20 protein-coding genes are annotated in these 21,921 nt (G+C 39.7%); 9 read left to right on the top strand and 11 right to left on the bottom strand.

Features of this window, described 5'->3' with window-relative positions; all coding sequences use genetic code 11:
• The first annotated feature begins 4 nt into the window (after positions 1-4).
• From NXS00_RS12035 to NXS00_RS12025, 3 genes are all read left to right on the top strand, one after another.
• A complete protein-coding gene (locus tag NXS00_RS12035; RefSeq protein WP_308709012.1) occupies positions 5-1,012 on the top strand; it encodes an isoaspartyl peptidase/L-asparaginase family protein in 1,008 nt (335 codons plus the stop codon).
• A 42-nt stretch (positions 1,013-1,054) separates the two neighbouring features.
• Entirely contained in the window at positions 1,055-2,698 is a 1,644-nt protein-coding gene (locus tag NXS00_RS12030) for a hypothetical protein (protein WP_258099454.1), read from the top strand.
• A gap of 61 nt (positions 2,699-2,759) precedes the next feature.
• Positions 2,760-4,229, top strand: coding sequence for a M28 family metallopeptidase (locus tag NXS00_RS12025; protein ID WP_258099453.1), 1,470 nt, complete (start codon positions 2,760-2,762; stop codon positions 4,227-4,229).
• A 152-nt stretch (positions 4,230-4,381) separates the two neighbouring features.
• Here NXS00_RS12025 and NXS00_RS12020 read toward each other — a convergent pair whose 3' ends face one another.
• Positions 4,382-5,146, bottom strand: a complete 765-nt coding sequence (locus NXS00_RS12020; RefSeq protein ID WP_258099452.1) for a TMEM175 family protein — start codon at positions 5,144-5,146, stop codon at positions 4,382-4,384.
• A 341-nt stretch (positions 5,147-5,487) separates the two neighbouring features.
• On the opposite strand from NXS00_RS12020, the gene NXS00_RS12015 reads away from it, so the two are divergent.
• Positions 5,488-8,076 carry a WG repeat-containing protein gene (locus NXS00_RS12015; RefSeq protein ID WP_258099451.1) on the top strand — a complete coding sequence of 863 codons (2,589 nt, stop codon included), beginning with the start codon at positions 5,488-5,490 and terminating at the stop codon, positions 8,074-8,076.
• A 20-nt stretch (positions 8,077-8,096) separates the two neighbouring features.
• Positions 8,097-8,351, top strand: coding sequence for a hypothetical protein (locus tag NXS00_RS12010; RefSeq protein WP_258099450.1), 255 nt, complete (start codon positions 8,097-8,099; stop codon positions 8,349-8,351).
• Here NXS00_RS12010 and coaE read toward each other — a convergent pair.
• The 7 genes from coaE to NXS00_RS11975 form a co-directional block, all read right to left on the bottom strand.
• On the bottom strand, positions 8,328-8,933 hold the full coding sequence (gene coaE, locus NXS00_RS12005; RefSeq protein WP_258099449.1) for a dephospho-CoA kinase: 606 nt from the start codon (positions 8,931-8,933) through the stop codon (positions 8,328-8,330). The genes NXS00_RS12010 and coaE overlap by 24 nt on opposite strands.
• On the bottom strand, positions 8,920-9,861 hold the full coding sequence (locus NXS00_RS12000) for a YbbR-like domain-containing protein (protein ID WP_258099448.1): 942 nt from the start codon (positions 9,859-9,861) through the stop codon (positions 8,920-8,922). The genes coaE and NXS00_RS12000 overlap by 14 nt, the downstream gene beginning before the upstream one ends.
• 12 nt (positions 9,862-9,873) lie before the next feature.
• Positions 9,874-10,188, bottom strand: coding sequence for a preprotein translocase subunit YajC (gene yajC, locus NXS00_RS11995; RefSeq protein ID WP_258099447.1), 315 nt, complete (start codon positions 10,186-10,188; stop codon positions 9,874-9,876).
• Positions 10,189-10,204: 16 nt separating this feature from the next.
• Complete coding sequence (locus NXS00_RS11990; protein ID WP_258099446.1) at positions 10,205-10,729, bottom strand: DUF1573 domain-containing protein; 525 nt, start codon at positions 10,727-10,729, stop codon at positions 10,205-10,207.
• 103 nt (positions 10,730-10,832) lie between these two features.
• Entirely contained in the window at positions 10,833-11,129 is a 297-nt protein-coding gene (locus NXS00_RS11985; protein WP_258099445.1) for a YtxH domain-containing protein, read from the bottom strand.
• An 11-nt stretch (positions 11,130-11,140) separates the two neighbouring features.
• Positions 11,141-12,319 carry a transcription antitermination factor NusB gene (gene nusB / locus NXS00_RS11980; protein WP_258099444.1) on the bottom strand — a complete coding sequence of 393 codons (1,179 nt, stop codon included), beginning with the start codon at positions 12,317-12,319 and terminating at the stop codon, positions 11,141-11,143.
• A 116-nt stretch (positions 12,320-12,435) separates the two neighbouring features.
• Positions 12,436-13,527 (bottom strand): Glu/Leu/Phe/Val dehydrogenase dimerization domain-containing protein, encoded by a 1,092-nt coding sequence (locus tag NXS00_RS11975; protein ID WP_258099443.1) that lies wholly within the window; start codon positions 13,525-13,527, stop codon positions 12,436-12,438.
• 122 nt (positions 13,528-13,649) lie between these two features.
• Here NXS00_RS11975 and NXS00_RS11970 point away from each other — a divergent pair, with 122 nt between their 5' ends.
• A complete protein-coding gene (locus tag NXS00_RS11970) occupies positions 13,650-15,443 on the top strand; it encodes an ABC transporter ATP-binding protein (RefSeq protein ID WP_258099442.1) in 1,794 nt (597 codons plus the stop codon).
• Here NXS00_RS11970 and NXS00_RS11965 read toward each other — a convergent pair.
• From NXS00_RS11965 to truA, 3 genes are read right to left on the bottom strand one after another with little or no spacing between them, the layout of a single operon-like run.
• Positions 15,437-15,979 carry a hypothetical protein gene (locus NXS00_RS11965; RefSeq protein WP_258099441.1) on the bottom strand — a complete coding sequence of 181 codons (543 nt, stop codon included), beginning with the start codon at positions 15,977-15,979 and terminating at the stop codon, positions 15,437-15,439. The two genes, NXS00_RS11970 and NXS00_RS11965, sit on opposite strands and share 7 nt — an antisense overlap.
• Positions 15,976-17,745, bottom strand: a complete 1,770-nt coding sequence (locus NXS00_RS11960) for an ABC transporter ATP-binding protein (RefSeq protein WP_258099440.1) — start codon at positions 17,743-17,745, stop codon at positions 15,976-15,978. Before NXS00_RS11960 ends, NXS00_RS11965 begins: the two co-directional genes overlap by 4 nt.
• 3 nt (positions 17,746-17,748) lie before the next feature.
• Entirely contained in the window at positions 17,749-18,495 is a 747-nt protein-coding gene (gene truA, locus NXS00_RS11955) for a tRNA pseudouridine(38-40) synthase TruA (RefSeq protein WP_258099439.1), read from the bottom strand.
• Between the two features lie 72 nt (positions 18,496-18,567).
• Between truA and NXS00_RS11950 the strand changes: the two genes are divergently transcribed.
• The 3 genes from NXS00_RS11950 to NXS00_RS11940 all read left to right on the top strand — a co-directional run bounded on the left by NXS00_RS11950 (position 18,568) and on the right by NXS00_RS11940 (position 21,899).
• Positions 18,568-19,056: a DUF4293 domain-containing protein gene (locus tag NXS00_RS11950; RefSeq protein WP_258099438.1), complete on the top strand. Its 489-nt coding sequence runs from the start codon at positions 18,568-18,570 to the stop codon at positions 19,054-19,056.
• A 241-nt stretch (positions 19,057-19,297) separates the two neighbouring features.
• Entirely contained in the window at positions 19,298-21,190 is a 1,893-nt protein-coding gene (gene htpG, locus NXS00_RS11945) for a molecular chaperone HtpG (RefSeq protein ID WP_258099437.1), read from the top strand.
• A gap of 142 nt (positions 21,191-21,332) precedes the next feature.
• Positions 21,333-21,899 carry a TetR/AcrR family transcriptional regulator gene (locus NXS00_RS11940; RefSeq protein WP_258099436.1) on the top strand — a complete coding sequence of 189 codons (567 nt, stop codon included), beginning with the start codon at positions 21,333-21,335 and terminating at the stop codon, positions 21,897-21,899.
• Positions 21,900-21,921: the final 22 nt, after the last annotated feature.

Below are 21,921 nucleotides of genomic sequence, written 5' to 3'. Positions count from 1 at the left end.
AACTATGATTAGTCCAATAAGATTCAAAAATAATTTTGTTTTTTTCGCCTTAGTCGCCCTAATTATTTCTTGTAAACCTGCTCAGGAGAAAGAAATGCCTGCTGAAAAGTCAGAACGCAAAATTGCTGTGGTCATTCATGGTGGAGCAGGAAACATTACCCGAGAAGGCATCGATTCCATTTCGGAAGCTGCTTATAGAGAGCGCTTAAATGCTGCATTGGATACAGCCTACTCTATATTGGAATCAGGAGGAGAAAGTAGTCAGGCAGTTTTGGCTGCTATTACCTTAATGGAAAATTCTCCATTATTTAATGCAGGAAAAGGAGCTGTATTCACTTCAACAGGAGAAAATGAACTTGATGCGAGTATCATGCGTGGAGATGATCTGAATGCAGGAGCTGTAGCCGGAGTGAAAACGATTAAGAACCCAATCTTAGCTGCCTATGAAGTAATGTTAAATTCTCCGCATGTTATGCTCGTGCGAGGAGGTGCTGAAGAATTTGCCAAAGAACAAGGTTTAGAAATAGTAGAGCCTTCATATTTCTATACCGAAAAGCGAGCTGGACAATTGGATCGCGTGAAGCGATTAGAAAAAGAACATGGAACAGTGGGTGCTGTAGCGGTGGATCAAAATGGAAATATCTGCGCAGCAACATCTACGGGAGGAATGACCAATAAGAAATGGGGACGTGTTGGAGATTCGCCAATCATTGGAGCAGGTACTTATGCGAATAATAAGACATGTGGATTTTCTGGAACGGGTCATGGAGAATACTATATCCGAGTAGCTGCTGCTCATGATGTGTCGGCTTTGATGGAATACAAAGGCTTATCTGTATTGGATGCGTCACAAACAGTGATGAATAAAATCGGAGATATGGGTGCTACAGGAGGTATGATCGCGCTGGATCAGTTTGGCAATGTGGCCATGCCATTTAACACTTCAGGCATGTTTAGAGGATATAAAAAAGCAGGAGAATCAGTCGTTGTGAAATTATTTGGTGATGAATAGTTAAACAATTAGGTATGAAATAGTCTTTTAATAACGGCTCCATTGTGGGGCCGTTATTTTTTTACCTTTCACTTTACGACTATTAAAAAAGCAACCACCATCATTCTTATCATCGTCGTAGCACTGTTAGTGGGTGCTGGATATTGGTATGTGGATTATTTGTCCACCAAACGTCTTCCCGGCCTACTGGGTGATCGTATAGCCGTGAATAAGGTAAAGATCGATGTGAAGAATCGTCGGGTTCAGTTTGATGCGCCATTATTCCAGATGGATAGTATCAAAGATCAGCCTAATCTTACCATAGCAGCAGAAGCTAAGTTCATAGCTATAGAAGGGTTCAGTTTTATTGATCTCATTTTCAACAAGGAGATTGGGGTGGATATGTTGGAGGTCGATTCAGCATTCATTCATGTTCAATTGCCAGAAGATGAACTTTCAATGGGTGGTAAAAAAGAAATCAATCTGTTTGTTCGTGAATTGTTCACTAGCATCAACCTTCATGAGTTTAATTTTCGCGCAGCTAGAATCAGCGTTGCTAAGCATAATGCCCCTGATTCGTTATTTGTGGTAACGGATTTCACCCTGAAAGCGGAAGAAATTATTATTGATACGGCTACTGTTAGTCATGTTTTTCCTTTAGACTTCAAAAACTCTGAAATAAGTGCAGGAAAGTTTCGAATGCAAGCAGGAGAGTTGTATTCCTTTTCAGGAGGTAAAATTACCGTGCAGGATACAGCAGTGCGTGTTCAGGATGTGATTTTTGCATCCAGGTTTGATCGAGAAACTTTTGTTAGTAAGCTGGAGTATGAAAAAGCACAAATAGATCTTTCGGTTAAAGAAGTGTATGCAGAAAACGTCGTTTGGAGCTTGGATGATGGTTTTAGTTTGCATTCAACCAAAGCGAATATTGAGCATGCAACTTTGAAGGTTTACAAAGACAAGCGGCCACCACCACAACCGATAAAGGTAAAGCCTATGATGCAGGAGCTGATTCGCAAATTGCCATTTACATTGACATTAGATACTGCTCAGGTAAAGGATAGTTATATAGAATATGAGCAGTATCCAGTTATGTTTCCACGCAGTGGAAGCGTCTATTTTGATAACACCTACGCATCATTATATAATCTAACTAATGACAGTTCATTGATAGAAAAGCAACCGGAGCTCATTGTAGATGTGCAATGTCAATTCATGGGTAAAGGTGATTTGAAAACTCAAATCCGACTTGATCTAGCATCACCTGACAATAAATTTTCAGTTTCTGGACATTTATCTGAGCTACCAGTTACATATGTTAATCAGGTGATGACGCCACTGGTTGGAGTAACTGCAGAAGGCACTGTTCATTCTCTTGATTTCAGTTTTGAAGGGGATAATTATGATGCCAATGGTCAACTAGTCAGTGACTATTCGGATTTGAAAATTACCATTTACGATGACGGGCGGGACAAGGAGTTTTTCAAAACATTGTTTGGAAATATTGTTCTGAGAAACAATAATCACAAGGACAGCCTTGGCTACAAGGAGGGTAAGATTTACTTTGTGAGGTATCAAAATAAAGACTTCTTCAATTACCTCTGGAACAGTGTCCGTGAAGGAATCATGGATGTTGCTATCCCTTTTTATAAAAATGGGGATGAGAATAGGGATCATTCCCAACCCAAATACAAAATAGACGATTAGGTGCAATCCGGCGAGTTGCAGTATCTTAGACTCTTCAAAAATCAAAATAGAATAGATCAAGATGAAGCAACTGCTAATGATTCTACTGCTTTTGACAGCAGGCATTTCCTATGCACAAAAGGATAAAAAGTTAACCGACCAGACGGTTAATCAGGCAAGCATTGCCGCTCACTTAAAATTCTTATCTTCAGATGCTCTGGAAGGTAGAGATACTCCTTCTAAAGGACTAGAAGTAGCTGCAGAATACTTACGAACTCAGTTAGAATTGTATGGCGTAAAGCCATTTGATGAATATCCTGATTACTTTCAGACAGTGAATATGAAGAAAGTAATCAAGCCTAATCAAGGTGTGATCTCTTTTGATTCTAGTCAGTTTGAATTGGAAAAAGATTTCTTGCTCTTAAACGGGTCGAACATTGATTTGTCAAAGCAAGTGGTATCACTGGAGTATGCTACTCCAGAAGAGATTGAAGCTGCTGATGTAAAAGGTAAAATTATCGTGGCAACAGCTGGAGATGGCACGGACATGAGTCCAAGAGCATGGTTTGGCTTGGTTGCAGAAAAAAGAGAAGCGGCCAAAGCAGCAGGAGCTTTGGCATTAATAGAGTTGTATAATTCTCCACAAATTCCATGGTCTCTTCTTGTAAGATACCTCTCAGGTAAACGAGTAGAGTTAGACTATGGACAAGAAGAAGATGATTTTACATCCATTTGGGTGAATAATGCCAATCAGTCAAATAGTCCCGCATTTACCAAGGTTAAGCGACTATCTATAAATATTTCCGGAGCCAGTGTAGAGCGATTTGACGTAGCTAACATTGTTGGTTATGTGGAAGGCAGCGATGCGAAACTTAAGGAAGAGTATGTGGTCTATTCTGCACATTATGATCACGTAGGTATTGGACAACCAGATAGCACAGGAGATGCTATTTACAATGGCGCTAGAGATAATGCGATTGGAACGGTTACTGTACTGGAGGCAGCAAAGAATATTGGGAAGTATCCAACTAAGCGATCAGCTTTATTCATCTTTTTCGCAGGTGAGGAGAAAGGCTTGCTTGGTAGTGAATGGTATGTGGAGCACAGTGCTGTTCCTTTGAATGAAATCGTTTATTGCTTCAATAGTGATGGTGGTGGATATAACAATACCAATCTTGCTACAGTGATTGGGCTTGATCGTACCACAGCAGAGGAATTATTGATCGAAGCAATTGAAGCATATGGTCTCAAGGCTGGAGATGATGAAAACTACAAAGATCAGGGATTATTTGATCGATCGGATAATGTGAGCTTTGCGAAGAAAGGTATCCCGGCTCCTACATTTACTCCTGGAATGGATGCTTTTGATGACAGCATCTTTAAATATTATCACCAGCCTTCAGATGAATTCGAATCGTTGGATATGGATTACATGTATACTTTCTATAGAGCGTATGTGCTTTCTGGAAGGATGATAGGCAACATGAAAGAAACCCCTTTCTGGAAAGAAGGAGATAAATATTATGATGTAGGCAAAAAACTTTACAAATAAATCAGAATACTGTTTCAAAAGTCTCTTCTAATTGTCATTTCGATGTAACGAGGTGCTCGACTAGAGAAATCTATCTTTTTTTAATAAGATGGTTATAGAATTGGGGAGAGATTTCTCCAAAGTCGAAATGACAACTTTTGATACAGTCGGTTTTATTTAAGATTCAGTTTTTTAATAAGCTGTTTGCGTTTCTTTTCTCGTCTAAACCCATTGATTATCATGATGGGAGGGTATAGAAAATAGGTAAAGCCTGCCACTGACTGGTTAAGTGTCGTTGATTGGAAATCTATAAGAGCTAAAATTACTGAAAGAGCTGGGACAAGAGCCATTAGAAGGTTCTGCCTTGACCCAGTTTGAGTCACAAACAGCTCGTATTCGTTTAACTTCAGTTCTTCTTTTTTCTTGCCTGCATAAAGGTGCATAAGAGCAAGGGTGAAAAATATTAGTGCCGCGCCCAGTCCATACAAGACCATCAGGTATTTCATGTCGTTTATACCACCTTCCGGCCCAAACATTTCGCTGAGGATGTCGAAATTTCTAGATGACAATGCGAGAACAAGTTCGAAAAGGAAACGTGCCAAGAACTTAAGTGGATAGACATAAACCAGAATTAGAAAAATCAGAATAGTGTTCAGCGTGATGATCATGCGATCCTGCAAACCATATTTTAGGAAGTACAGGTAGTGCTGGTACCAAATAACCATGACAAGAATCACGCATATTCCGAACGGGATGATTTCGCGGACAGACAACCATAAATCTTTGAACGTATCAGGAACCGAAGAAGACAGGACTATCAATGTAATGCCGAGCGCAAATGCGGCATCTGTGAAGGCTTCTACTCGTGTTTGATTTTTACCTCGGTATCTGAAGTGAGGGTCTAGACCAACTTCTTGATCTTTAAGTGCTTGTCTCATTCTTGAAAATAGTCATTCAAGAATTACTAATCAATTGAATATGCTTATAAAAACAAGAAAGGGGCAAACGTGCGTTTGCCCCTTTTAAGTTCGACCCATAACTGGTTGGGTTCGAATCTTGCGATCTAGTAAAAACTAGATCTAATCACCGCCTAAAATTTACTCGCCTTTGCGAATTAATGATTCAAAGATATATATCGGAATGGTCTCTAGAGGCATGGGGAGTCTTTGACCGGAATAATTATGTATGAACAGGAATTATCACGGTTCAACGGATATTGATTTTCATAACAACCTTTGTTCCAGAATGTTTTTACTTTGCAAAGGTGTTTAAATCAGCTATGAGTAGAAAGTTAATGGTTTCTTGGATGATCATTTTTGGGGTGATCATTACGGTATATGCGGGGATTCTCAATAGAATTCAAAAAGCATATATTGATCGTGATTTTGAGAAGACAGAAAAGCTGATTCTGAAGTCTATACAAAAGGATACTATCAACCCTGGTGCGAAGTATTACTATTCCGTTTTATTTCTGGATACGGCATTTCAACGCTACCACATAGACTCGTCAAGCTTATTCATAGAAGCTGCTTTAAACGACTTTCATATAGCTGATGCGAAAATTCATGAAGACTTGCAGGATATTGGTTTGTCCATGGATGAACTCATCAGACAAAGAAATGAAGTCGCAAAAAGCGCATTTTTTAGAGCGGATACCACCAATACCGTAGCAGCCTGGGATGATTTCAGAGATAGGTATTCTTATTCCGAATTGATGAGTCAGGCTACCTATTTAAGAGATAGTTTGGCTTATGAACTGGTTTTAGTTATTCATACCTGGGAGGCCTATCAAGGATATTTTGAACAGTACCCAAATTCCAGTTTTGTGCCTCAGGCTAAAGAAAACTACCACATTCTGCTCTTCAAGGATTATACTAAAGATGATAAAACGGAGAGTTATATCACGTTTTTAAAAGAGCATCCCAAAACACCATTCAGAAAGCAGGCGGAGGAGGTCATATTTGAAAGGACGACCGTATTGAATTTGAAGAAAGAATATATTCAATTCATTCGCGATTACCCTAAAAGTCATTTAGTGAAAAAGGCTGCTGATATAGCCTATTATCTAGGAGCTGATCCTGCTCAAATTGATCAACAAGTTTATCGACTACATCCCAAAATTGACTCTTTAAAGGACCTGCATCAGCTCAATCAAGAAGTTCTTTTTACGCTATTCAGTGAGGCAAAGTTTGGATTTTTGAATTCAAGCGGAGAGGTTATCCTTGATCCAAAATACCAATCTGTAAATGCTGATTATTTATGTGGTGATATTACCGACAGCTGGCTGGAAGTGAAGTTGGAAGATAAGAATATTCTTATCTCAAGAACTGGTGATTCATTACTGTCAGAAGTCGAAGACTACCAGACCATCAGTCCTGCAGTTAGGCTTGTAAGACAAGACGAACAATATTTATATCATGCTTCAGGATTCAAGATCATCGATCAGACGGTTGATGATGCCTCCATTTTGAAAAATGGCTGGATCAATTTCAAACATGATTACGACTGGGGTATCTGTACTCCAACCGGAAAGGTGTTACTTGATGCTCGTTACGATGCCATTGAAATGGTTGGGCCATACATCGTTGTTGAAAAAGATGATCAAATGGCGATTACTACGGTTCAGCATTTGAGCCTTGGTGATGCTGATCTTGATTTTCAGTTTGATGACTATGAGTTGATTCAAGATACGTTGATGCAAGTATTTTATGAAGATCAAGAGGGTGTCATCGATACCAAACTGAATTTTATTGTGCCTTTGGAAGAGCAGGAAGTATACATCAGCGGCTCTTTTTGGTATATCAAAACACCAGACGTTTATCAGATGGTCAAGGAAGAAGAGGCTGAAATCATTGATCAGGAGTTTTCTAATATAGCTGTAAATGATGGCTGGTTGGCATTGAAGAAAGAGAATTGGATCCTATTATCAAGATATCCTGGCGGTGTTAGACCGATGAACGATATTGATTCTGTGAAAATGTTGAATGAGTTTGCTACGTTAATCAAAAAGGGTGACACGCTCGATTTGTTATTCCAAAATCGTGAACGTGTTCCGCTTGTAGAAAGTAATGAGTTGAGTGTGTTCATTTGGCCTGGTAGTGATGCCAGTTATTTGGATGTCAAGGATGGTTTTGAGCACAAAGTAATTGACCGGGATGCCAATTTGATTTTCTGGGGTGATTTTGATGAATTGACCTTAATGGCTGATTCACTGTTCAAGTACAAATATCGAGGCAAGACAGGCGTGCGCCGAACGGATGGGTCCAATGTGGTAGCTGCCGAATATGACGTAGTAGATAAAGAAAACCAATTGTTGTTCTTGTTGAAAGATGGTCGAATTGGCTGTTATGATCTTCGAAATGGAGCCTTGATTCCAGCAGAGTACAGTGCTCGTATAAAGCGTATTCGAGAAAATTATGAAGTCGTAAAGAATGGTAAGCACGGTCTTGTGAATGCCGTAAATAAGAAGGTTGTCGGGTTCAACTATGACGAGATGATTGATTGGAATGATACCTCTTTGTGGGTTCGTGACGGCCTTGATTGGTCGTTAATTAATTTGGACGAAGAAGTAATAGAGCAGGAAATTCATAGTGTGAAATTGTGGATCAAGGTAGGTGATGAGCAATTGGCTATCATCTCTGGTGAAGATGGCTATGGATTGTATGGAAATGTGCGAGGTGAAATTCTTCCTATTGAATACAATGAAATCATTAATGTTGGGAGTTTAAGCAATCCTGTTTTTATGGCTGAGCAACATTTAAAAGCTGCAGAATTGTATGTGGTTACCTATTTCAACGCTCAGGGAGAAACGATAAAATCCATACCCTACAGATCACAAGAATATGATTTGATATACTGTGATCAGTAAGAATCTTCGTAAATTAGGGTATGACCAGAGATCGTTTTTTAGCACTTACCTTAGCTGAAAGAGCCAAATGGCTTTACTTCAACGGAAGTCTGGTTACTTCTATTCGTTATTATCGTCACAAAGTAAATCTCTACATGTTGGATAAAGTTTATGTAGAAGTGTTTTACAATCACCAGCAAGATCGTGTGGATCAGATAGAGTTGTTGGATGTAAATTCTAAGAGAATGAATTTCTATGCAGATCAGATCAAATTACCGACTGATCTGGTCAAGTAAGGTTTGATGAATATTCAATACCTGCTCAATTACTAAATGCTCATTGTCATTAGTTACCACAAAATCAGATTGAGCAAGTTTCTTCTCCTCGCTCATTTGATTGCTGATGATCGCTTTGACTTGTTCCTCTGTTCTTTGATCTCTTTTAATTACACGCTGAATGCGTATTGATTCTGGAGCTGTAACAGTGATTATTTTGTCCAGATCTTTATATGATCCAGTTTCAAATAGCAGTGCGGCTTCCTTCAATATATAAGGAGTACTTTGAATTTGGGCCCATGAATTAAAATCATGCCCCACAGCGGGATGAACCAGTTGGTTGAGTTGGCCTAAAAGTGACTTGTCATCAAATGCTTTAGCTGCAATATGTTTTCGGTTGAGTTCACCTTCTTGATAAGCTTCCATTCCAAACAATGACGTAATGGACTGAACAAGTTTTTGGTCATTGCTCATGAGCCATTTTGCTCGTGTGTCAGCCTCGTATTTAGGTATGCCAAGTATTTCAAAGACTTTGGATACTATGCTCTTTCCCGCTCCAATTCCGCCAGTTATGCCTACAAGCAGTGGTTTATTGGATGGCATTTGGTCGTGTTGTTGGGATGACCTTGATGTATTCTGGAATCACATCAATTTCGATTGCCTCTTCTGGATGATAAACCAAAATGGCCATTACTGTTGAGTCAGCGTCATCCATTAAGTAAACATCTGTAGTCACTGCGAAATCATCTTCCGAATAGTCTTGCTTCTGAGAGGAGCGTACTGTGTAAAACACTTGAACGGATTGATGATCTAGTGTTAGTGATGAGTCCGCTGGTAAATTCTGTATTTCGATAGGAATTTCGATGCTTTGTCTTTCGAATTTGTCAACATCAAATTTGATATGAACATCCTCCGGAATAGAGCTCGTTAACTTACCTCCTTCTAGCTTTACTTCTACGTCTCGATCATAATTGCTAGAAATGCCTCTGGTAGGCACACCAATAACAAATTCACGAGAAAGGCTATCAATAAAGCTTGTTGGTCCTATCAATTCGATGGTGTCCGGGCTGATAGTAACAGGACTTACCATGCGATGGTTTTCAGCTAAATCCACACTCAATGAGTCGACAATGAGTTTTACTTTTTTGGTTTTCTTCTTTTGGATGTCAATGAATACCGTGTCTGTAGCAACGTAATTGATTTTGAGCTCACCAAGTTGTTCGGTTACAATTGGCTGTAAAGAACTACGAGTATAGAATCCGATTTCAGTAGGGTTCTCCAGTTCGATCTGGATAGGAGTCACATTGACTGTGATCTTGCGAAGAAGGTTCCAGCCGCCACTGGAAACGTCGATAGCTACGGTAGAGGCTAGTGGCTTCATTACCACTACACTATCCTGATCAAAAATAAATTCTACAGGATAACTGATGCGCGCATCGTAGCTTTTGTTTAAAGCATTGAAAAACCAGAAGGTAGTCGCTCCGAGAAGCGAAAGTAAGACTACCTTCCAGTTGTTAAATGCTTTAGACACTAATTATCATTTTTATTTTTCTCCTGATACTCTTTTGCTCGAATCAAGTGAGATAGAAGATTTCTCAACTACCAACTTGTTTCCTCTGTCCACATCCAATGTGATGGTGGTGTCTTCTACAGAAACAATTTTACCGTGAATACCGCCAAGAGTTACTACTTGATCACCTTTTTTGATTGCCTCAATAAACTTCTTTTGATCCTTTTGCTTTTTCTGCTGAGGTCTGATGAAGAAGAAGTAAAAGATAGCAACCATACCAGCTAGCATGATAAACTGTGTATAGTTGGCTCCGCCAGTGCTAGCTTGTAATAATAATGTTTTGATCATTTCAGGAAATTAGGAATTATGATGGATTGTCTGCTTTTGCAACGTTCGCTTTGATTCTAAGACGGTTGATCTTAGGGTAAGTGTTAGCAGTGATGGTGATCGTTTTGTTCTGAACACCCGGTTTTTTAGCACTGTTAAATCTTACTTGAATCTCGCCTTCTTCTCCTACTGGAATTGGTTCTTTCGGCCAATCAGGAACAGTACATCCACAAGATGCTGTTGCAGAAGAAATAATCAAAGGAGCGTCTCCAGTGTTTTTAAATTTGAAAGTGTGCTCTACTACATCACCTTCTTTGATAGAACCAAAGTCGTGATCCAACTCAGCAAACTCGAAAGACGGAAGTGGACCTTCTGGCTTCACTTCCGGCTCAGCTGCAGCAGCTGGTTTAGCTGCTGGAGTAAGTGGTTTGCCACTAGTTTCTAGCTCAGCAACTTTACCTTCTAACTTTGCAATTCTTGATTCTAACTCTTTGTTTGAGCAGCTAAATGCAAGTACACCAGCCAACCCAAGTACGAATAGATTGAGAGTATTTCTTTTCATTTTACAATTCTTTTAAGATTTCAAATACACCACAAACTTATACAACAATAAGGTTTTGCCTTACTTATAAAGTCTTAATGATTTGTTAATGATCCGTTAGGATTTATTTGGTTTTGATCTGATCGATCAATCCGTTGACATCATCCAATAGCTTTTCAGCTTTAGTTTTCGCGTCTTTCACGATTTTTTCGCCATCAGATTTAGCCTGATTGTCTACCATTTCAGCACCTTCTACCAAGTCCTCAATGATGTCTTCCAGCTTCTTTTTGTACTTATCAAGCTGGTAAGTCAATTTATCACGAGTGTTGGTTCCTTTATCTGGAGCAAATAAAACTCCAAGTACCCCACCTGTTAGGGCTCCAAAAAGGAAGGCAAAAAATGAATTTCCTCGACTGCTCATACGCTCTATCTTTATTTATTATCTATTAGGCCTCGACCACTTTTTCTTATAACACCATCCGAAGTTAGTTCGTTTGCGAGTACATCCAAAATCCCGTTAACAAATTGTTTACTCTTAGGAGTACTGTATTGTTTAGAGATTTCAATGAACTCATTGATAGTGACCTTAGTAGGGATACTGTGAAACTGCATCATTTCCGTAATAGCCATTTTTAAGATAATTCTATCTGTCATAGCTACTCGAGAAATATCCCAGTTTTTGATCTTTTTCTCAATTAACGCATCTAACTCTGAACTCTTCGCTAAAGTTTCATCAAACATAACATTGAAAAACTCCATGTCTTCGTCTGCATTCTTGCTTACAGACTTCAGCTCAAATGGAGGATCGAGCTCCTGCTCATAATCCTGAAAAGTTTTTGCAACAAGACTCTTAAGAATAGGCTTATTCTCTGACCATCTTAAATCCATTTCTGATAGATATTCACTTACAGACTCGTTCTTGAAGATGATTTTCTTGAACATGTGTAAGATGACATCTTTGTGCTCATCAATGGTTGGAGCTTCATTGGTCTCATAGTTGTTGATGACCTCATCTTTTCTGAAGATGTCTTTGAACCAGGTTTTCAATTGATCTACCTGATCTGTATCCCATGCAATGTTCTCATCGATCACCGCTTTGGTCAAGTCTTCAAATTTGGTCAAATCATCAACTACTGGATTGGTAATGAAATTCCACTTCCATGGACTGTCTTTGTTGATGTAAGCTTTTAGCTTTTTCTCTTGCTCTAACTTCTCAATGTGAGCAATTTCAATTGGAAGAATCATCAATTTCAGATACAATTTGTTGATGTCATCAACATCATCCAGCATATCTTTCTTGATAGTTCTTCTCTCTTTCTGCAGTTCTTTGTAGTACTCCTCGATCGCAGCATTCACTGCATCTACCACATCTTCCTCTACATCTTCGGTGTTCTGAACTTTCCTTGCTGGCAAGTTCTCATCAAACAGTTTAGACGCCAATTTGCGTCTTTCAGTAAACTTGTCCGATTCGGAGAAGTCGTCTTTAGCCGGATCTGGGTAGAACTGACTTTCCATCTTCTCGCGCACCACTTCCTTCAACGATTCTCGCGCCGTGAAATAACTATAAAGTGCCTGCATGGCTTTAACACGAAGAATCCTACGATTGAGCATACAATATTTATTTTAACTTTCTATTCCGTCTAAATTGAAAAGTCTCACTGACCAGGAACAAACCCGACTAGCGAGCTTCCTAAGTCAATGTGTACTATAACTTGTGCCTTATGGCATTAGTAAGCTAATTTCACTTTACCCACGTCTGTAATTCTGTTCATCGCTAGTTGCAATGCAGCTTTGTGAGTAGTTGTGTCATTTTGCTCTGCATATTCGATTACCTCAGTACATACTCCAAAGATGCGCTCAGTTTGTTCGTAAACGCGATCTCTGTCGTAATTTCCTTGCTGCTCGTAATACACGTTGGTGATACCACCAGAGTTGATCAGGAAGTCAGGGGCATAAATAATACCTCTTTCTCTCAATGCCTGACCATGAGTTATTTCATTGTCCAACTGATTGTTTGCAGCACCAGCCACAATTGCACATTTCAGTTGAGGAATGGTTTCATCATTCAAAGTAGCACCCAAAGCACATGGAGCATAAATGTCCATATCCATGCTGTATAGTGAGCTAGAGTCAGCCACTTTTACAGACGGGAATTTGCTTGTTACTGCTGCTATCTTATCCTCAAAGATGTCAGAAACAAATACTTCAGCACCTTCTTTCACTAAATATTCGATCAAGTAAGTACCAACGTGTCCAGCACCTTGCACTACTACTTTCTTTCCTTTTAGGTCGTCAGAACCGTAAGCTTTCTTGGCACTAGCTTTCATTCCTACATATACGCCATATGCAGTTACTGGGCTAGGATCACCAGATTTGCCAGGAAGACCAGTAACATAAGGGGTTTCCATTCGCACATACTCCATGTCGCGAGTGGTCATGTTTACGTCTTCAGCAGTCCAGTATTTACCGTTCAAACTGTGTACAAATTTACCAAAACGACGCATCAAAGCCTCAGTCTTGATTTTTTTCACATCACCAATGATCACTGCTTTACCTCCACCAATGTTAAGTCCAGCAATGGCATTTTTGAAAGTCATACCTCTGGATAGACGCAATACGTCACGTACTGCTTCTTCCTCAGACTGATAATTCCACATACGCGTTCCTCCCATCGCTGGGCCCAGAACCGTATTATGAACAGCGATGATTGCTTTAAGTCCAAGAGCCTCGTCGTGACAAAATACAACTTGCTCATGATCAAGCTCAGCCATAGCGCTGAAGATCTCGCTGTTTTTTACTTTGGGTTGGGTATCTATCATTGTCGTTGTAATTACTACTTTTGCCGCCTTTGATACAGAACAAGAGCCTCCGATCAAAAGGGCCTCAAAATTAGTTGTTTTCTATCAAATAACCATTTGGCAATCTCTGCGTTTTAAACCTTGTGAAAGACTTAGCACATCTCAATAAATACTTCCGAAAATATAAATGGCATTTGATTTCAGGGACGATTTTCATAATCATCTCTAATTTCTTTGGTATAGTCCCTGCTGTAGTTGTAAGATATTCTTTCGATTTACTACAACGCAGCTTCGATATTTTTCAGGCTTTTGACGGATTTGAACTTCAAGAAACTACTTATTCGGTATTCGCCAGAAGTATTTTAATCCTTGGTTTGATGATTTTGGCGTCGGCTCTGCTCAAAGGAGTCTTCATGTTTTTCATGCGTCAGACTATTATTGTGATGTCTCGAAGAGTGGAGTATGATCTGAAAAATGAAGTGTACGAGCACTATCAAACTTTGCCTCTGAGTTTTTACAGAAAAAATAATACGGGTGACTTGATGGCTCGTATCTCCGAAGATGTGAGCAAAGTAAGAATGTATGTTGGTCCGGCATTGATGTACGGTATTAGCTTATTCACGCTTTTCGCCATGGTGATTCCTTTCATGTTTTCGATCAATCCTCGATTGACATTGTATTCATTGATTCCGCTTCCGTTGCTTTCTGTGAGTATTTATTTTGTCAATAACATCATCAACAAACGGTCGGAGGAAATTCAACAAAGTCTTTCTGGGCTATCCACGTTTGTTCAAGAAGCATTTTCTGGAATTCGAGTGATCAAAGCATTCGTTCGTGAAGAGGACATGGAAAAAGACTTTGACCAGGCGAGTGAGGATTACAAGCACAAGTCTTTAGGTCTGGCATTTGTACAGGCATTATTCTTTCCGTTGATCATGGGATTGATTGGGTTGAGTGTAATTCTGACTGTTTACATCGGTTCTGTGGAGGTATTTGAAGGATCGATTACTCCTGGAGTAATAGCGGAGTTCATTATTTATGTGAACATGCTGACCTGGCCAGTGACGTCATTGGGTTGGATTACGAGTATTATCCAGCGTGCTGCAGCTTCTCAAAAACGAATCAATGAATTTTTGAATACCAAAAGTGAAATCGTTTCTGAAGAAAATCTCACAGCAGAAATTCACGGACATATTTCCTTTAAAGATGTGTCATTCACTTATCCTGATTCAGGCATTAAGGCATTGAAAAACGTGTCTTTTGATGTGAAACCAGGAGAGTCAATTGCGATTATCGGAACGACAGGTTCAGGAAAAAGTACCATCGCGAATCTCATTTGTAGAATGTATGATGTTACCGATGGTGTACTGCAGATCGATGATCACAACATTAAAAAATACAATCTCGATACGGTAAGAAGTCAGATTGGTTATGTACCTCAGGATGTCTTTTTATTCTCTGATACAGTAATGGGGAATATTGCATTCGGACGAGACAATATGACTTTTGAAGAGATTAAAAAAGCTGCTGATGATGCGGATTTGCTTGAAAATATTGATCGATTCCCGAATGGGTTCGAAACTCGAGTAGGTGAAAGAGGGATTACGCTTTCTGGTGGTCAAAAGCAGCGCGTTTCTATTGCCAGGGCAATTGCTCGTGAGCCTAAGATTTTGATTTTGGATGATGCATTGTCTGCTGTGGATACCAAGACAGAGAATGCTATCTTGAATGCCATGGCGCGAATCATGAAAGGCCGTACTTCAGTGATTATTTCTCACAGAGTGTCGTCTGCTAAACTTGCTGACAAAGTGATCATGCTAGATGATGGATTTGTGCTTGAAGCTGGTACACATGATGATTTGATGGCTAAAAACGGAGCCTACAAAGAGCTTCATGACAAGCAACTAAAAGCAGAAAACGAAGAAGAGGTTTATTGATTAACCCATCCCTCTACGCTTAGCGAATTGTCCAAATAGCGAAACTCTACAAATAAGTCTTGAAGCTTGTCGCTATTGGCTGCTGCAGCTTCTCTTATCATCGCTTCAATCTTTGGAGGACGAGGCTGTACCAATACGTGCATGGTTAAAAAGACGCCATAGCGTGTTCCGGTTTTAACTTCTTTCACATCAAAATCACGAGGAATTTCAGCCATGTCATAGTCTAAAGTAATGCCTATGAATTGCAATATTTTGTCATCTGGAATAGTGTCATTCTGGTAACGAATGATCGTAAGAACTCCTTCAATTTCCTTATTTTCCAATAGCTCACGACATCTTTTGCCAAACTCTATTGGATCTCCACTTGTGTAATGGTTGTAGAATGTTTTGCCTACCATTACACGGTTTTCAGACTCCATTTTGTAGACTTTGATTGGCTCAAAACCGCCAAGCAAATAATAAACTGAGGTAATAATTCCAGCTAGAAATACCACTATGATTGCCAGGTAGACAATCCGTTGCCACTTGATACTCATGAGGTAGCTACTTCTTTGTATTGCATTTTGTGAAGTTGCGCATAATAACCGTCTAATTCAAGCAAACTGTCATGCTTGCCTTCTTCCACGATCTCTCCTTTATCCAAAACGAGGATTTTATCAGCATTTTGAATGGTAGATAATCTATGTGCAATTACAATTGACGTACGGCCTTTCATCAATTTTTGGATAGCCTCCTGGATTAATTCCTCTGTTTCTGTGTCTACGGAGCTTGTGGCTTCATCCAATACAATGATTTTTGGATCATAGACCATCGCACGAACAAAAGATATTAACTGTCGCTGACCAACTGAAAGAGTGGATCCACGCTCCATCACATTGTAATCGAAACCTCCAGGCAATTTGTCGATAAACGTTTTTGCTCCAACCAGCTCTGCCGCTTCCATCACTTTTTCTCTGCTAATGTCAGGGTTCTTCAGAGTGATGTTATTATAAATGGTATCAGAAAACAAGAATACATCTTGTAATACCACTGCAACATGCGTTCTCAGGTTAGAAAGGTCATATTCCTTAACAGACTTATTGTCAACAGCAATTAAGCCTTTATTGATGTCATAGCATCTGGTTAATAGGTTGATGACGGAGGATTTTCCAGCACCCGTAGCTCCTACAAGAGCTAATGACTGACCTTGTTTTACTTCGAAATTGATGTCTTTGAGTACCCAATCTTCATCATTGTAGGCAAACCAGACATTTTCAAACTTTACATCTCCATTGATTTGATCTGGAGAATAGTTGCCATTGTCAGCAATGTGCTCCTGGCTGTCCATTAAGTCTAGAATTCTGTTGGATGCCACAATACCCATCTGCAAGGTGTTAAAACGATCAGCTATCATTCTAATTGGACGGAAGAACATTTGGATGTACATGATAAAAGCAATCAGTACACCTAGCGTCAAATCTTCTTTGATCACTTCACCTGCCCCATACCAGATTACTAGGCCGATGCCCGCCGCTTGAATAATTTCTGCTACGGGGAAATAGGTGGCATAATAGAATACCGCTTTGATGTTTGCTTGACGGTGTTCTCTGTTGATTTCTTTGAATTTCTCATGTTCACGCTTCTCCGCATTAAATATCTGGACGATATTCATCCCGGTGATGTGCTCTTGCACGAAAGAGTTAAGGTTGGAAACTGCCGTTCTTACTTCATTAAAAGAAACTTTTACCTTCTCCTTGAAGATATACGTGGCGAATAACAGTATTGGAAGTAAGGATAAACTTACTAAAGCCAATTCCCAGCTTTCATAAAACATGAAACCAAGGATCACCATCAGTTGTAAAATGTCGGCAATGATACCCGCCACTCCGGTACTAAATACTTCAGAAAGTGTCTCAATATCAGATACGTTTCTGGTTACCAACCGACCAATTGGTGTGTTATCAAAAAACTTCAAGCGAAGTGCCTGAATGTGTTTGAAAAGCTTAATCCGAATGTCCTTGATAATGTACTGACCAAGCCAGTTGGACATAAACGTGTGATAGTATTGCACCACGGCTTGAAGCACCAACAGAATAACCAACACGATAATGATGTTGACTAGGCCAGAATAATCATTGTAAGCCACATGATCGTCAATGGCTGTCTGAATTAGCTTCGGTCTAAGTGGTGTCAATACCGCGAGCGCAATGGTTAGAAAAGTAACCAGGTAAAATTGCTTGATGTACGGCTTGGCGAATACAAAGAGCCTTTTCAGGATTTGTACGTCCAGTATATTCCCACTAATCGTTTTTTCTTTTTCCAAGTCTTAATTGATGTATATGTCTTTCGGATACTCTACTGCTGTCAGGAAAAGTCCTTCTGGCGGTGCAGACCGGCCAGCATTGGAGCGTACTCCACTTTCCAGCACTGATTTTAGGTCGGCAATACTCATTTTGTTTTGGCCTACTTCCAGCAATGTTCCCACCATCGCTCGAACCATGCCTCTCAAAAACCTATTGGCACTTACGGAAAAAATATGACTGTCGTTCGATTCTTCCCAGTGAATGTGATGAATGGTGCAGTCAAAAGTCTTCACATCCGTATGAACTTTACTAAAAGCCTGAAAGTTCTGCCAGCCGTTGATTAATTCACAGGCTTCATTAATGAGCGTAGAATCTACAGGTCTGTTGAAGAAGTAAGACAATCCAGTTTTAAATGGACTCTTAGACTTATGAATATGGTATTTATAAGATCTACTGACTGCATCAAATCTTGCGTGAGCATCATCTTTCACCAGGTCAATTGCATTAATGCTTATTTCCTGAGGAAGAAGGGCATTGAGTCGATACTGAAACTTGTCAGAGTCCAGATCTTTGTCCGTATCGAAATGAGCTATCTGTTGTGAAGCATGAACTCCAGTATCTGTTCGACCACTTCCGAGACATTCGACAGTGTCTTGAAGCAAGGTGGAGAGCGCTTTATTGATCTCTTCCTGTACAGTGCTGGCATTGGGCTGAATTTGCCATCCATGAAAGGCGGTTCCTCGATATGCTATGTCCAGAAAATATCTCACGGGCGCAAAAGTAACCACTTGCTTGTCAATGTGGCCGAGGATGACCAATTTTGCGTCCTAAATTTTAAAACTATGTTACAGAGAATTCAATCTGTCTTTTTATTGATATCGGCAATTGTGATGGTGAGTATCTTGTTCTTACCAATGTGGAATATGTTCAATGCAGATGCTATGGAGGCGGTAAAGTTGGACGCATTTAAATTATCCTATGTGTCAGTTTCATCAGGAGGTGCTGAAACGCTTATATCGTCAAAAGACACTCATTGGATTGCTGTATTGGCACTAGCTGCGGCTTCAGTGGCACTGATTTCGATCTTCTCCTTCAAAAATAGATTGCGTCAGATGCAATTGAATACGTTGAATTCTTTATTGATGGGTGGATGCTTGATCATGACTTATTTCTATAGCACTAAAGGTGCTGCGGTTTTAGGTATTGACGGAGCAGGAAATTATCAAGTTGGGTTTTTCATTATAGCCGTTGCTCTTCTTTGTAATTCATTAGGAAATCGATTTATCAGAAGAGATGAGAAGTTGGTGAGAAGTGCAGATAGAATTAGATAGGAATTAAGTTTTAGGTTCTATGACCGAGCCTAATAGATCAAAAGCCAATTTCATTTGATGAGATTGGCTTTTTCATTTACTAGTAACGGAGTTTTCATTCTCCACAATGCCAAAATGGTCATTTGTCAGAGCGTAATAGAACAATTCGCTCTAAGACCGTGACACTTTGGCAGTTTTTCACCTCTGGAATAGTATTTGGTCTCATGCCATTCGTTGAAATTAAAAAACTGAATATAAAGCAATGGCAGAGAAAGGTACTATTTCAATCCACACGGAGAATATCTTCCCGATTATCAAGAAGTTTTTATACTCCGATCATGAGATATTCCTGAGAGAGTTGGTATCCAATGCGGTGGATGCTTCACAGAAGTTGAAAAGACTTGCGCAGTTAGGTGAGTACAAAGGTGAAATGGGTGACTTGATTGTTGACGTAAAGGTTGACAAAGAGAAAAAGACGATCACTATTTCTGACCGAGGTATTGGTATGACGGCTGATGAGATCAAAAAATACATCAACCAGATTGCCTTTTCAGGAGCAACCGAATTCATTGAAAAATATAAAGACAAAGGTGAAGATCAGCAGATCATTGGTCACTTTGGTTTAGGATTCTACTCTGCCTTTATGGTGGCGAAATTGGTAGAAATCCATACGCTATCACATCAGGAAGGTGCAGAGCCTGCAGTTTGGGTATGTGATGGTAACACAGAGTTTGAAATCAAAGATGGTGATAAGAAGGAAAGAGGAACAGACATCATTCTTCATATTGCTGATGACTCTGAAGAATTCCTTGAAGAATTCAGAATCCAACAAATACTAGATAAATACTCTAAGTTCCTGGCTATTCCAATTCGATTTGGTGAGAAAGAGCAGCAAGAGGAAGATGGAGAAGATAAAGACGGTAAAAAGAAATGGAAAACAGTAAAAGTTGACAACATCGTTAACAATACTGCGCCACTTTGGACTAAGTCTCCAAGTGATCTGACAGATGAGGATTACAAAGCATTCTACAAGGAGCTTTATCCAATGGCGGAAGATCCATTGTTCTGGATTCACCTAAATGTGGATTACCCATTTAACCTTACAGGTATCCTGTACTTCCCTAAGTTGAAGAAGGATATGGAAATCCAGAGAAACAAAATTCAGTTGTATTCTCGCCAGGTGTTCATCACTGATGAGGTGAAGGACATAGTTCCAGATTTCTTACAGTTGCTTCATGGTGTAATTGACTCTCCAGATATTCCTCTGAACGTTTCGAGAAGTTACTTACAGGCTGATGGTAACGTGAAGAAAATCAACGGATATATTACCAAGAAAGTAGCTGACAAGTTGGGTGAGCTATTCAAGAAAGACCGTGATGCTTACGAGCAGAAGTGGGAAGATATTGGTGTGTTCGTGAAATATGGAATGATCTCTGAAGAGAAGTTTGAGGAGAAAGCGAAAGACTTCACTTTGGTGAAAAACATTGATGGTAAGTTTTTCAACATTGATGAGTACAAAAAACAAGTAGAAGCTACTCAAACGAATAAAGATAAGAACGTAGTGTTCTTATACACTTCTAACGAAGATCAGCAGCATGGATACATCGAGACTGCTAAAAAGAGAAGTTATGATGTGTTGATTTTGGATGGTCCGGTGGATAGCCACTTTATCAATCACATTGAGCAGAAATACGAGGGAGTTACGCTGAAGCGAGTGGACTCAGATGTCGTTGATAAGCTGATTGACAAAGACGAGAAGAAAGAGTCTGTATTGTCAGATGATGACAAGACCAAAGTGGAAGAGGCTTACAAAAAGGCTATTAATGATGATAAAAACACCATCACTGTAGAGCCAATGGCAACCGACGACATGCCAGTTACTATCACTATGCCTGAGTTCATTAGAAGAATGAAGGATATGCAAGCTGCAGGTGGTGGTGGACCAATGATGTTTGGTGACTTCCCAATGACCTTATCTATTGCGGTGAACGCTAACCATGTTTATACTAAAAAGATTTTAGAAGCAGGTAGCGAGGAAGAGCAAGTAGAGTTGGCCAAGCAGGCATATGACTGGGCAATGTTGTCTCAAGGTATGCTTAGTGGTAAGCGTTTGACAGACTTCATCAATAGAAGCGTAGAGTTGGCTTCTAAATAAGTCTTTTCCCTGACTAGAGGTCAGGACTTGATTATATATCCACTGGCTATGGTCAGGGGCACCATAAAAACCACATGGACGATTCTGTCTGTGTGGTTTTTTCTTTCTAAAACTATCTTTGCGGCTTAGACGTTGACTCAGTATGCCAAAATCAGTCACATTTGATCGTGAAAAAGTAGTAGAGAATGTCATGATGCTCTTTTGGAAAAAAGGGTATACAGCTACTTCTATGCAAGATCTGGTAGATGTGACTGGACTCAATCGATCAAGCTTTTACAATTCATTTGGAGACAAGTTCTCACTCTACGAAGAAGCACTTAAACTCTATGAAGTGAAGCAACAAGAGATGATCCATCGCTACATGATTGGCTCGTCTTCCCCTAAAGAAGCTTTGAAGGCCCTGTTTAAAGGAATCAGTAGTGATATCCGAGCTGGAAATCAGAATGGCTGTATGATTAGCAATTGTACTTCTGAACTGGCATCACAAGATGTTCGAGTGAAGGAGTTTTTAATTGCCAACAAAGATTACGTAGTTGATTTATTTGAAGGTTTGGTCAAGGAAGCCCAAAAGCAAGGTCAGATTGATTCTTCGCGAGACTCCAAATCAATCGCATTGTTTCTTTTTTCCTCTTTACATGGCTTGCGAATTACCTCTGTAATTGATCCACATTTAGATGGTGTGGTTGAAGAAATTATGAGAGTTCTCTAATTTTTTTCAATCTATTTGAAAC

Source organism: Marinoscillum pacificum (assembly GCF_024714495.1).
In the GTDB taxonomy this organism is placed as follows: Bacteria; Bacteroidota; Bacteroidia; order Cytophagales; family Cyclobacteriaceae; genus Marinoscillum; species Marinoscillum pacificum.
The sequence above is the reverse complement of the archived record's forward strand: the minus strand, read 5'-3'. Positions and strand labels throughout refer to the sequence as shown.